General features: G+C 71.0%; 10 protein-coding genes. 5 read left to right on the top strand and 5 right to left on the bottom strand.

Going from position 1 to position 12,499, the window contains the following annotated elements; all coding sequences use genetic code 11:
- Both A7A76_RS16480 and A7A76_RS16475 read left to right on the top strand, forming a co-directional pair.
- Positions 1-439: SPOR domain-containing protein (locus tag A7A76_RS16480; RefSeq protein WP_206412211.1), on the top strand; the 439-nt coding region annotated here is incomplete at its 5' end.
- Between the two features lie 207 nt (positions 440-646).
- On the top strand, positions 647-1,216 hold the full coding sequence (locus A7A76_RS16475; RefSeq protein ID WP_206412210.1) for a hypothetical protein: 570 nt from the start codon (positions 647-649) through the stop codon (positions 1,214-1,216).
- A gap of 465 nt (positions 1,217-1,681) precedes the next feature.
- Here A7A76_RS16475 and A7A76_RS16470 read toward each other — a convergent pair whose 3' ends face one another.
- From A7A76_RS16470 to speA, 3 genes are all read right to left on the bottom strand, one after another.
- Positions 1,682-2,560 carry an NAD(P)-dependent oxidoreductase gene (locus tag A7A76_RS16470; protein WP_206412209.1) on the bottom strand — a complete coding sequence of 293 codons (879 nt, stop codon included), beginning with the start codon at positions 2,558-2,560 and terminating at the stop codon, positions 1,682-1,684.
- A 274-nt stretch (positions 2,561-2,834) separates the two neighbouring features.
- Positions 2,835-3,089, bottom strand: a complete 255-nt coding sequence (locus A7A76_RS16465) for a YciI family protein (RefSeq protein ID WP_074870932.1) — start codon at positions 3,087-3,089, stop codon at positions 2,835-2,837.
- Between the two features lie 9 nt (positions 3,090-3,098).
- Positions 3,099-4,988, bottom strand: a complete 1,890-nt coding sequence (gene speA / locus A7A76_RS16460) for an arginine decarboxylase (RefSeq protein WP_206412213.1) — start codon at positions 4,986-4,988, stop codon at positions 3,099-3,101.
- A 318-nt stretch (positions 4,989-5,306) separates the two neighbouring features.
- On the opposite strand from speA, the gene speE reads away from it, so the two are divergent.
- The gene (gene speE, locus A7A76_RS16455) at positions 5,307-6,158 is read left to right on the top strand and encodes a polyamine aminopropyltransferase (RefSeq protein WP_206412208.1); all 852 of its coding nucleotides are present in this window, start codon (positions 5,307-5,309) and stop codon (positions 6,156-6,158) included.
- Positions 6,159-6,652: 494 nt separating this feature from the next.
- Here speE and A7A76_RS16450 read toward each other — a convergent pair whose 3' ends face one another.
- Positions 6,653-7,918, bottom strand: coding sequence for a M12 family metallo-peptidase (locus A7A76_RS16450; protein WP_206412207.1), 1,266 nt, complete (start codon positions 7,916-7,918; stop codon positions 6,653-6,655).
- Between the two features lie 494 nt (positions 7,919-8,412).
- Complete coding sequence (locus tag A7A76_RS16445) at positions 8,413-9,477, bottom strand: YeiH family protein (protein ID WP_428995177.1); 1,065 nt, start codon at positions 9,475-9,477, stop codon at positions 8,413-8,415.
- A 101-nt stretch (positions 9,478-9,578) separates the two neighbouring features.
- Here A7A76_RS16445 and A7A76_RS16440 point away from each other — a divergent pair, with 101 nt between their 5' ends.
- Together A7A76_RS16440 and A7A76_RS16435 are read left to right on the top strand one after the other, a co-directional pair.
- Positions 9,579-10,490, top strand: a complete 912-nt coding sequence (locus tag A7A76_RS16440; RefSeq protein WP_206412206.1) for a LysR substrate-binding domain-containing protein — start codon at positions 9,579-9,581, stop codon at positions 10,488-10,490.
- A 368-nt stretch (positions 10,491-10,858) separates the two neighbouring features.
- The gene (locus A7A76_RS16435) at positions 10,859-12,310 is read left to right on the top strand and encodes a S41 family peptidase (protein WP_206412205.1); all 1,452 of its coding nucleotides are present in this window, start codon (positions 10,859-10,861) and stop codon (positions 12,308-12,310) included.
- Positions 12,311-12,499: the final 189 nt, after the last annotated feature.

Genomic DNA, 12,499 nt, shown 5'->3' with positions numbered 1-12,499 from the left:
GACCCCGGCGCCGGCCACCGCGAGCCTGCCCAAGCCGGTCGACACGATCGCGCCGGCACCGTCCAGGCCGCCGGCCCAGGTCGCCACGGCCACGCCGTCGACGGTGACGCCCAAGCCGCCGGCGGTGTCCGCCACCCAGGGCGGCAACGCCACGCCGGCCGCCGCGGCGACGACCGCCAGCGCCGCGACCGCCGCGGCCAACGACAACACCCGCTACCTGCTGCAGGCCGGCGCCTTCCAGGCCTCCGGCCAGGCCGAGGAGATGAAGGCCAAGATCGCCATGCTCGGCCTCGGCGCGCGGGTGGAATCGGCGCAGATCGGCGACAAGACCGTCTACCGCGTACGCATGGGGCCCTACGGCACCGCCGGCGACCTCGCCGACGCCAAGCGCAAGCTCGCCGACGGCGGGCTGCCGGGGATGGCGATCAAGGTGCAGTAAACCGCGCGCCGCTGCGTCCGCAGCGGCCGCGCCACGATGCCCGGCGGCCGGCCGCCCGCAGGCGCCCTCCCAGCCTCTGCGGGAGGGCCTTCAGGCCCGATGCCTTTGGCGCAGATCGCCGTGCCCCGAGCGCAAACCCTCCGCGACGCAAGCCCTCCCGCCGCTTGCGTCGAATCGCCCCCATCCGCCGCGCAGACGCAACCCAGAATGCCGATTGCGCGCAACCGTGCGTCGGCGCGCGGGCGCCTTCCGGCAGCGCGCCCGGCCGCAGCGCGACGGCGATCACCCTGCCTGGCCCATGCCGCGAATAGACTTCGCCGGCTGATGCACGTCGTTGGGGATGGGATGGACAAGCGCATTCTTCTGGGCTGCCTGGGCGGGGCAGGCATGCTGTTGCTGTTCGCGTTGCTGACCAAGCTGTTCGGCCTGGACGCGCGCCAGGCGATCAATACCGGCCTCGGCCCGTTGCCTCTGATCGACGTACTCGCCGCCTTCGTCGCGATGTTCCTCGGCGGCGCCCTGGCCCGTCATCCCCTGTTCCGCTGGATCGCCCTGCTGCTGATGGCGGCGATGTGGGCGCTGACCCTGTTCACCGTGGTCTCGATGGCCCTGCCCGACAGCCCGCCGCCGATGCGCTCGATCGGCGCCGCGCTGAAATTCAACGCGCTGGCGATCGCCCTGACCCTCGCCGCCGCCTTCGCCGGCGCCCTGCTCGGCGAGCGCTTCGGCCAAAAGCGCGCCGGCGCGCTGGGCCGCGACGGCTTGATGCGGCGCTAAACCCAGCGCCTGCCCACAGAGCCCGCGGCCGCTTCGATTCCGGCTGTAGGAGCGACGCGAGTCGCGACCGCGAAGTCGCAGCTACGACGAAGCCTTCGACGTAACCGCAATGGCGCGGTCGCGGCTTGCGCCGCTCCTACAGGGACTGCGGCCACTTCGATTTCGGCTGTAGGAGCGACGCGAGTCGCGACCGCGAAGTCGCAGCTACGACGAAGCCTTCGACGTGACCGCAATGACGCGGTCGCGGCTTGCGCCGCTCCTACAGGAAGCTGCGGCCGCTTCGATTCCGGCTGTAGGAGCGACGCGAGTCGCGACTGCGAGGCTGCAACTGCGACGAACCTCTCGACGTAGCCGCAATGGCGCGGTCGCGGCTTGCGCCGCTCCTACAGGGAGCGGCTGCGACTCAACGGGGATCGGATCGCCCACGCAGCCCGGCGTCGCGCCGGGCCGCCCGCGGCGCGGCGCTCAGGCCGCGTCGCTCTCCGCCTGCGCCCGCGCGCGCTTGAGCGCGATCAGCGCGGAAGTGTCGGCTTCGCCGTAGCCGCGTTCGATCAGTTCGGCGTAGTCGGCCGCGGCCTGGTCGAGGGTCGCGGTGCGCACGCCGGTGTCGCGGGCGATGCCCTGGACGATGCGCAGGTCCTTGAGCATGTGCTGGCACTTGAAGCCGGGCGCGAACTCGTCGCGCAGCATGGTCGCGCCGCGCTTGTCCAGGAACCAGTTGCTGGCGGCGCCGGCCATCAGCGTCGGCAGCAGCTTGTCCGCGGCCAGGCCGAGCTTCTCGGCCAGCGCCAGGCCTTCGCACACCGCTTCGTTGATGCCGGCCACCAGCACCTGGTTGATCGCCTTGGTCGCCTGGCCGGCGCCGGTGGCGCCCATGTGGGTGATGCGCGCGGCGTAGCTGGCGACGATTTCGTGCACCCGCTCCAGCTGCGCCTCGTCGCCGCCGACCATGATCGACAGCTTGCCGTTGCGCGCGCCCTCCACGCCGCCGGAGACCGGCGCGTCGAGGAAGCCGATGTCGTGCGCGCTCAGCAGCGCCGCGGCGCGGCGCGCGGTTTCCACCGACACGGTCGAGTGGTCGACCACGATCGCGCCGGGCTTGAGCACCTCGGCCAGCGCGGCCACGTTCTCCAGCACGTCCGCGTCGAGCGAGACGCACAGGATCACCACATCGCAATCGGCGAAGTTCGCCGCCGAACGCGCGGCGCGGACGCCCAGTTCCGACGCCAGCGCGTCGGCCTTGGCCTGGGTCCGGTTGCCGACCGCGGTCAGACATCCCTTGGCGTGCACGTAACGCGCCATCGGCGCGCCCATCGCTCCCAGACCGATCACCCCTGCTTTCATTTCGAACCTTCTGCCCGTCGGGGCGTTGATTGTTGCCAAACCATGATGCGGCATCGCCGCCTTGCGCGCTCGTTTCGCGGCTCCGGTGGCGGGCGGCCAGGCCCGGGACCGGCCGCAACGGCCGCGAATCGTCCCGGGCCGGCGGCCCGGACGCGCCGGCTGAGTTCCGCCGCCCGCAAACCTGATCGTTGCGCCCGCCCAGGAGCGGACGGGCCGCGCCCGGCCGAGCGCCCGCGGCGGCCGCCAGCCGCCGCCGCGACGGCTCAAGCGGCGCTCAGGCCGCCTTCCACTCGTACACGTCGACCCGCGAGGAGCCGGTCAGGTGCAGCGGGTCGCCGAACGCCAGCACCCGCGCCTCCTCCAGGTCGGCCGCGCGCAGCACGTAGGCGCCGCCGCTCTTGTCGGCGAAGCCGCCGGCCAGCTCCAGCCGCGATTGCGCGCGCAGGCCGTCGAGGAACTCGCGGTGCGGGCCGATCTGATCGGTATCGAACTGCGGCAGGCGCATGACCATGACCAAATAGCGGTTCATCGCGCCTCCTCAGGCCAGCGGGGTGTCGTCGAGATAGGTGTAGCCGGTGAGGCCGGTCTCCAGCGCCGCGTCCAGGCGCGCGGCTTCCTCGGCCGGCAGCCCGGCGGCGGCGACCTTGGCGCGGTAGGCCGCGCGCAGCTCGGCCAGCTGGTAGCCGACGTAGTCGAGCATGACGTCGGTGGTGTCGCCGCGGCGCTGCTGGGCGAAGCGGTAGCCGTCGCCGTCGGCGCGCACTTCCACCGCGTCGGTGTCGCCGAACAGATTGTGGATGTCGCCGAGGATCTCCTGGTACGCGCCGACCAGGAAGAAGCCCAGGCGATAGCTTTCGCCGGACTTCAGCGCATGCAGCGGCAGCGAGGTGTCCAGGCCTTCGGTTTCCACGTAAGTGTCGATCTTGCCGTCCGAGTCGCAGGTCAGGTCGGCGATCACGCCGCGCCGCTGCGGGCGCTCGTTCAGGCGCTCGATCGGCGCGATCGGGAACACCTGGTCGATCGCCCACACGTCGGGCATCGACTCGAACACGCTGAAGTTGACGAAGTACTTGTCGACCAGGCGCTCGTTGAGCTCGTCGAGCAGGTCGCGATGGCTGCGCTCGCTGACGTCCAGGCGCGCGCGCACGGCGTGGGCGATGGCGTAGAACAGGTCGTCGATGCGCGCGCGGTGGGTCAGGTCGATCTGGCCCAGCGCGTACAGCGACAAGCCCTCGCCGTGATGGTGCTGAGCCTCGTGGAACAGCTCCACCGCCGGGCGCTGGCCGAGTTCGGCGTGGATCTCGCGCAGGTGGCGGATCACCGCCGGCTCGTCCTCGTGCGCGGGCGGCACCCGGCCTTCGGGCGCTTCTTCAATTTCCGACACGTTGGCCACCAGCACCGCGTGGTGCGCGGTCATCGCGCGGCCGCACTCGGTGACCACGCGCGGCGGGGTCAGGCCGTATTCCTGGCAGGCTTCGGCCAGCGGCTGGACGATGTTCGAGGCGTATTGGTTGACGCCGTAGTTGATCGAGCAATAGCTGCGCGACCGGGTGCCTTCGTAATCGATGCCCAAGCCGCCGCCGACGTCCATGTAGCGCACATTGGCGCCGAGCTTGGACAGTTCGACGAAATAGCGCGTCGCCTCGCGCATGCCGTTGGCGATGTCGCGCACGTTGGAGATCTGCGAGCCCATGTGGAAGTGCAGCAGGCCCAGGCAGTCCTGCAGGCCGTTGTCGCGCAGCTGCTTCCACAGGTCCAGCACCTGGCGCGGGCTGAGCCCGAACTTGGCCTTGTCGCCGCCGCTGTTCTGCCACTTGCCCGCGCCCAGCGAGGCCAGGCGCATGCGCACGCCCAGGCCCGGCTTCACGCCCAGCGCCTTGGCTTCCTCGAACACCAGCGCCAGCTCGGACGGCTTTTCGACCACGATGTAGGTCTCCATGCCGAGCTTGCGGCCGATCAGGGCCAGCCGGATGTACTCGCGGTCCTTGTAGCCGTTGCACACGATCAGCCCGCCGGGCCGGCTCAGCGCCAGCACCGCCATCAGCTCGGGCTTGCTGCCGGCTTCCAGGCCGAAGCCTTCGCCGGCGTGCGAGGCCAGCGTGCCGGCCACGCCCTGGTGCTGGTTGACCTTGATCGGATAGACCGCGGTGTAGCCGCCGGCGTAGTCCCAGTCCTGCATCGCCTGGGCGAAGGCGCTCTGCAGCTTGCCCAGGCGGTCGCCGAGGATGTCGGGGAAGCGCACCAGCAGCGGCAGCTTGGCGCCGGCCGCGCGCGCGGCGTCGACCACCTCCGGCAGCGGCACGGTCGGACCGCGCTCGCCGCGCGGCTTGACCACGATCCGGCCGGCGCCGTCGATGTCGAAATAGCCTTCGGACCAATGCGGGATCGAATAGGTCTTGCGGGCCTGATCGAGCGACCAGTCGGACATCGGCGCGTTACCGTCGAAACTGTGGGGAAGGCGCATTCTACAGGCCGCGTCCGCCCGGGGGACCGTTCCGGCGCGGCGCGGAACGGCCGGATCGGCAAAAAACCGCGGTCGCGGCGGCGCCGGGCCGCGTCGGGACGAGGTTCGAAGCATTCGCGGCCGGCCGCGCGACGTGCGTTCATACCGGTCCGCTACAATTCGCGCCCCAAGTGGGCGCCCCAAGCCCGGCGCCGTCCGGGCGCCGCCGGCCGGGCTCGCCCGCGCCTTTCGATCCAGCCAGGCTGGCCGCACCCGCACATCGTCCGACCCAGGAGCACGCGCATGACCAACGAAGCCCAGTGGCACTACGAGAACTTCGAGCCGACCGGCTCGTCCATCGGCTATCGCATCACCCGCAAGCTCGACGAGGTGCAGTCGCCGTTCCAGAAGATCGAGATCTTCGAGACCACCGACTGGGGCAACCTGATGCTGATCGACGGCGCGGTGATGCTGACCACGCGCGACAACTTCCTCTACCACGAGATGATGTCGCACCCGGCGCTGTTCACCCACGCCGCGCCGAAGAACGTGGTCATCATCGGCGGCGGCGACTGCGGCACCCTGCGCGAGGTGCTCAAGCACCCGGGCGTGGAGGAAGCCGTGCAGTGCGACATCGACGAGCAGGTCACGCGCATGGCCGAGAAGTGGTTCCCGGAGCTGTGCGACAGCAACGCCGACCCGCGCGCGCAGCTGCTGTTCGACGACGGCATCGCCTACATGGCCAATCGCCCGGCCGGCAGCGTCGATATCATCATCGTCGATTCCACCGATCCGGTCGGCCCGGCCGAGGGTCTGTTCAACAAGGCCTTCTACGACAGCTGCTTCCGCGCCCTGCGCGAGGACGGCATCCTGGTGCAGCAGTCCGAATCGCCGCTGATGCTGCTCAAGCTGATCCAGGAGATGCGCACGGAGATGGGCAAGGCGGGCTTCAAGTCCTTCAAGACCCTGCCGTTCCCGCAACCGTGCTATCCGACCGGCTGGTGGAGCTGCACGCTCGCGCGCAAGGCCGGCGGCTTCGAGTTCCGCCAGGACGACGCGCAGGCCAAGAGCTTCGCGACCCAGTACTACAACGCCGGCATCCACCACGGCGCGCTGTCGACCCCGGCGTTCGTGGCGCAGGCGCTGGGCGAGTAAAGCGTCCGCGAGCTTCGCCGCGAAAAAGCCCCGCACTCGCGGGGCTTTTTCGTAGTACGACTGCAGGAGCTGCGCGAGCTGCGACCGCGTAACGACACTTGCGACGCAAGCGCGGCGTCGCGGTCGCAGCTTGCGCAGCTCCTACAGGACAGGACGAGAGGTCGGTTTCGTCGCGAGCGGGTTTCTCCGCGCCGCTCACAAGCCGTCATCCCCGCGAACGCGGGGATCCAGAGACTTCAGAGACATGCCGCGATAAAGCCCTGGATGCCCGCCTTCGCGGGCATGACGATGGGTCGGTTTCGTCGCGAGTGGGTTTCTCCGCGTCGCTCCAAGCCGTCATCCCCGCGAAGGCGGGGATCCAGAGACTTCAGAGTCATGTCGCGATAAAGCCCTGGATGCCCGCCTTCGCGGGCATGACGATAGGAGAGGTGCGCGCGAATCGACGACAGCGGCCTCGGGGCGATGCCCTCCGGCCGCCGCCTTGCCCGACAAACTCAGCGGAACGCCGCGATCGCCGCCGCGCGCTCGCGCATGACCCGCTCGTTGTCGCGCGTGCTGGTGCCCAGCGGCCGGCTCACGCCGCCCGACACAAAGCTCTGGTCGGTGGTCGAGAAGTAGCCGATGCGCGGCTGCGGGTTCGAGTTCACCGCCATGATCGTGCGGAAATTGCCCGCCGAGTTGACGTAGCCGTGTCCGTAGGCGAACGGCGTGGTGGTCGGATCGTTGTCGTGGCGGGCGCCGAACAGGTGCGCGGCTTCGTGGACGAAGGTGAAGCTGCTGCAGGAATGGTTCTGCACGAAGAAGCCGTTGGCGGCATTGGCGCCGATCGCCGCGGCCTGGCCGCACAGCAGCGCGCCGCCGCTGGTCTGCAAGCGATCGCGCACGACCAGGGTCACCAGGTCGGCGGCGGTGCTGTCGCGCTCGGTGGTCGAATAGGCGTCGTACCAGCCGTCGTTGGTGACCCGGATGCGCGAGAGCAGCGTATCGGAGACGTTGGTCGCCTGCCCCTGGGTGGCGAAGCGCACGCCGGCGCTTTCGAAACGCACCGGCAGGACGTTGTTGGCGAACGCGGTGTTGGACTGGGCGATGAAGAACGCGGCGCGGTCGTTGGCCGAGTTCTGCCCGCCCAGTTCGGTCACCGCTTCCGGGGTATAGACCTGCAGCACGCGGATGACGGTGTCGGCCAGCAGCGCGTTCGCCGCCGGGCGCGCGGCCGGGCCGCGGTCGGGCTGCGCCGGCAGGTCGGAGTGCGCGGGCGTGTCGTCGGCGCCTTCCAGGCTGGCCGGATCGCGCTTGACCAGGTACTGCTGCGCGCCGTTCTCGGAGGTCAGCAGTTCGTAGACCTCGCCGCTGGCGGCGACGATTTGTCCGGTGACGCGCTCGCCGCGCACCACGAACAGCGCGGTCGACGGCGGCTGCTTGCCGAGCTGGAGCTGGCCGTTGGGCTGCAGCCGGTCGGCGCCCGACCAGACCACATCGCCGGCGGGCGTGCGGTACGACTTGGCCAGGCGCATGTGCATGCGCGCGCCCTCGGGCAGGCTCAGCGTCAGCTCGCGCTGCGCGCCGGCCAGCAGCGTGCGGTCCACCGACACCGCCGCGGCCCATTGCGCGCTCTTGCCGCGCAGCATGCCGTTGACGCTGGCCGGTACGTTGGCGGTCGCCGCCGCGGCCAGGCGCGGCGATTGCGCCTGGAACAACTCCGGCGCCGCGCTCGACTGCGCGCCGGCCAGGCTCGCCGACGCCGCGATGGCGACGGTCATGGACGCTACCAGGATGGTCTTGTGCATATGCGTGTCTAACCCCGAAAAGTGCCGCAACGATGAAGGAATCGAAAGCGGCCGCAGCCGCCGGATCGGTTCGCGCCGGCCTCGCCGCACAACGTCGGCGACGACGCGGCAGCGCGAACGCAGCTGAGCTTAGGCACAGGGGAAGCTGCGCGATCCGAACGCGCAGCGACGGCGTGCGCGGCGAAATACGCGGCGCATCACACATTCACAGATTTGCACGAGTATCGAGGCGGCGGGGTGCGCAGCGCAGCTGCGTCGCTTTACACGGCACGCACTCGTATGAAGTGGATTCGATGTGACGCGATAGCGCGCCGGCGGCAGCAAAGAAAACCCCGCAGCTCACGGGGCCGTTTCGCAGTACGGCTGTAGGAGCGGCGCGAGCCGCGACCGCGACACCGCGCTTGCGACGGACGTTGCGCCGTAGCCCCGGTGTCGCGGTCGCGGCTCGCGCCGCTCCTACAAAGGGCTCACCCGAACAGCTTCGCCGCGCCGACGTTGAGCGCATAACCGCCCACCGTCAGCGTCGCGAACAGGATCGCCGCCAGCAGCATCGGCTTGGCGCCGGCCTGCCTGATCGCGCCGATGTGGGTGCGCAGGCCCAGCGCGGCCATCGCCATCGCCAACAGCACCGTGTCGATCTGGATGATCGCGGCCTTCCACGCCGCCGGCAGCAGATGCAGCGAATTGATCCCGCTGACTACGACGAACAGCAGCGCGAACCACGGGATCACGATCTTCGCGCGCGTCGCGCCGGCCGCGCCGCCCGCGCCCAGGCGCGAGGACAGGATCAGCAGGAACGGCGCCAGCAGCATCACCCGCAGCATCTTCTCGATCACCGCCGCCGACGCCGCCTGCTCGCCGACCGCGCGCCCGGCCACCACCACCTGCGCGACCTCGTGGATGGTCGAGCCGGCGAACACGCCGTAGGCATGCTCGCTCAGGCCCAGGTACGGATACGCCCACGGATACACGAACATGCCGACGGTGCCGAACACCACCACCGTGGCCACCGCCACCGACACCTTGTGCGCCTGGCCCTTGACCACCGGCTCGGTCGCCATCACCGCCGCCGCGCCGCAGATCGCGCTGCCGGCGCCGATCAGCATCGAGGTCTCGCGGTCGAGCTTGAGCCAGCGCGTGCCGAGCCAGGTGGCCAGGCAGAACACCCCGGCGACCACGACGATGTCGACCGCCAGCCCGGCCGCGCCGACCCCGGCGATTTCCTGGAAGGTGACCCGGAACCCGTACAGCACGATGCCCGCGCGCAGCAGCATGGCCTTGCTGAAGTCCACGCCGCTGCCGACCTGGCCGGCGATGGCCGGGAACGCGGTGTTGCCGACCGCGATGCCCAGGACGATGGCCAGGGTCAGCGCGCTGAGCCCGGCGGCCTGCAGCGCCGGCACCAAGGCCAGGCCCATCGCCGCGGCCGCGATCGCCGCCGCCAGCGCCAGCCCGGGCCAGAACCCCGGCTGCCGGTGCGCGCCTCGGCGGGCGGCGGGAGCGGACGAGGTCGGATGCAGGGCGGCGGACACGGCGGCGTACTCAGGCTGGGAAAGACCGCGCCACGGTAGGCCCGCCCCCTGGCGGAGTCCAATACATATAATTCAAGGATCCATGAGTTGAGCTCATAGCCATGAACCTGCACCTGTTGCGCGTGTTCCTGACCGTGGTCGAGCAGCAGGGCTTCTCGCGCGCGGCCGACGCCTTGTTCGTGAGCCAGTCGGCGGTGTCCAAGGCGGTGCGCGAGCTGGAGAGCCAGCTCGACCTGCCGCTGCTGGAGCGCACCGGCAGCGACGGCAAGGCGGTGCGCGGCGGCGTCCACGGCATCGCCCTGACCGACCACGGCCGCGCCCTGTTCGAACACGCCCGCGCGATCTTCGCCCTGGAGCGCATCGCGATCGAGGACATCCGCGACAGGGTCGAGCTGCGCCACGGCCGCCTGCGCATCGGCGCCAGCACCACGGTGGCGGCGTATTGGCTGCCGCAGCAGCTCGGGCCGTTCATGCGCCGGCACCCGCAGCTGGCGACCGAGCTGATCGTCGGCAACACCGAGCAGGTCAGCCGCGCGGTGGTCGATTGCGCGGTCGATATCGGCTATGTCGAAGGCGCGGTCGAGGATCCGCGCATCGCCGTGCAGCATTGGCGCGACGAGCCGCTGCGCCTGATCGCCGCCGCCGACAGCGCGCTCGGCGCGCGCCGGCGGCCGTCGATCGCCGAGCTCTCGCGCCAGACCTGGCTGCTGCGCGAACCCGGCTCGGGCACGCGCCAGGCCGCGCAATCGCTGTTCGCCGCGCGCGGCATCGCGCCGGAGCGGACGGTCGAGATCGGCAGCAACGAAGCCATCGCCCGCGCCGTCGCCGCCGGCGCCGGCATCGCCCTGCTGCCGGCGACCGTGGTCGCCGACCTGATCCTGATGCAGCGGGTGCGGCCGGTCGCGCTCGGCGAAGACGACGCGCTGAGCCGGCCGCTGTACCGGCTGGAACTGGCCAACCGGCCGCGCGCGCCGGCGTTGCAGGCGTTTCTTGCGCAGGAGGGCGAGGTTTGAGCGGCGCCGCGCAGTGCGGGACGAGCTTCGACATCGGTTCGCCGTGTCGGCGGGACTTCGGCGCGGTTGCGGAACCACGCGCTTACAGCCAGCGCGACAAGCGGAATCGCGCCTGCTCCGGCCGCGGTGGCTGAACGACGGACATCGCAATCGAAGCCGCCATCGCGCCGACGCTATCGGGTTGCCGCGCGTTCACCGCGCAGCACAGGCCTGCGCCCACGCGCTGCGCGGCGGTCGCAACAGCCGTTCGGCCTAGACGCTGAGACGCGCAAAGTCGCAGGCGCTAGATCGCACGCCCCATGCCGGTGCCCACGCACGCCGCCTAGCGTGGCCCCGCCGCACTGCCGCGGCGTCGACTCTTCCACGCCATGACTCTCGCCTCCCCCGTTTCCCGCCGGCTGCGCCGGTGCCTGCTCGCCGCCGCGGCGCTCGTCGCCGCCGCGCCCGCCTTCGCCGGCCCGGCCACGCTGCCGGCGCTACCCGAATCCGCGCTGCGCCCGGTCGTCGCCGACGGCGCGATCGTCGCCGGCGCGCGCGGCCTGTGGGCCGTGCCCGGCTACGGCGACCTGTACGCGCTGTCCGCCGACGGCGCCTCGATGTACCACTACGCCGGCGGCCTGTGCTGGCCGGTCGGCGTCGCCAGCGACACGATCCTGGACCAGGCGGCGGCCTACTACGGGCGCTCGGCGCGGCCGCGCGATCTCGTCATCGCCAGTTCGCGCCAGGGCACCCAGTTGCACGCCGTCGGCCTGAACCGCCTGCCCGAGGCCTGCGCCGCGCCGATCGACCGCAGCCGGCCGCTGTACACCTTCGATGCGGTCGCGCTGACGCTCAAATCGCTGTACGCCTACAACCGCGAGCGCAACCTCGACTGGAACGCGCGCATCGCCCGCCTGCGCCCGACCGCCGCGCGCGCGCGCAGCGATGCCGAACTGCGTCCGGTCATGGCCGAACTGCTGCGCGGTGTCGACGACCTGCACACCGCCCTGTCCGGCGAAACCGACGGCCGCCGCTTCGAAATCCAGGGCCAGCGCGGCGCCCACTTCAACCGCCTGCGCCAGCGCTACGACCGGCAGCCGCACGAACTGGCGTTCCTGGACTGGCTGCAGACCTGGATCGCGCGGGAACGCACGCAGGCCGACGCGCAACTGCTGCCCGGCACGCGCCGCAGCGCGCTCGACGGCCAGGTGGTGTGGGGGCGCTTGCCCGGCGGCGTGGGCTATCTGGCGGTCACCGCGATGGCCGGCGCCGGCGGCGGCGAGGCCGAACAACGCGCCGCCGCGGGCCGCGCGATCGACGCGGCGCTGGGCGATTTGAAGGACACCCGCGCGCTGGTGTTCGACGTCGCCCACAACCTCGGCGGGCTGGACATGGTCTCGGCCGAGATCGCCGCGCGCTTCGCCGACCGCGAGCGTCTGGCCTACACCAAGCAGCCTTACGCCGACGCGCGCGTGCAGCCGCAGCCGTTGCGGATCGCGCCGGCGCCGACCGCGCGTTACCTCAAGCCGGTGTACCTGCTGACCAGCGAGTTCACCTGCAGCGCCGGCGAGACCTTCACCATGATGATGCGGACCTTCCCGCACGTGGTGCAGGTCGGCCAGGCAACCCAAGGCATCTTCTCCGACGCGCTGGTCAAGTTGCTGCCCAACGGCTGGAGCTTCAGCCTGTCCAACGAGATCTACCGCGATGCCCGCGGCGAATCCTTCGAAGCGCGCGGCCTGCCGCCGGACCGGTACGCATCGGTGTACCCGGCGCAGGAAAGCGCCGGCAGCTACGGCCGTGCGCTGCGGCGCGTGGCGCAATGGGCGGCGCAGCGGTGAGGCGGCGGCGCGCCTGTGGCGTTCGATGCCGCGGGCGCGCCGCAATGAAACATCCGCGCAGGGTTCGTTTGCGGCTGTAGGAGCTGCGCTAGCTGCGACTGCGACAACGCGGCTACGGCGAAAGGCTCGTCGCACGCGTGGTGTCGCGGTCGCGGCTCGCGCCGCTCCTACAGGGGCTTCGGGCGGTTT

Origin of the sequence: Lysobacter enzymogenes (genome assembly GCF_017168095.1) — a bacterium.
Classification (GTDB): domain Bacteria; phylum Pseudomonadota; class Gammaproteobacteria; order Xanthomonadales; family Xanthomonadaceae; genus Lysobacter; species Lysobacter enzymogenes_D.
Note: the sequence above shows the minus strand (reverse complement) of the source record. Positions and strands in the feature narration are given on the sequence as shown.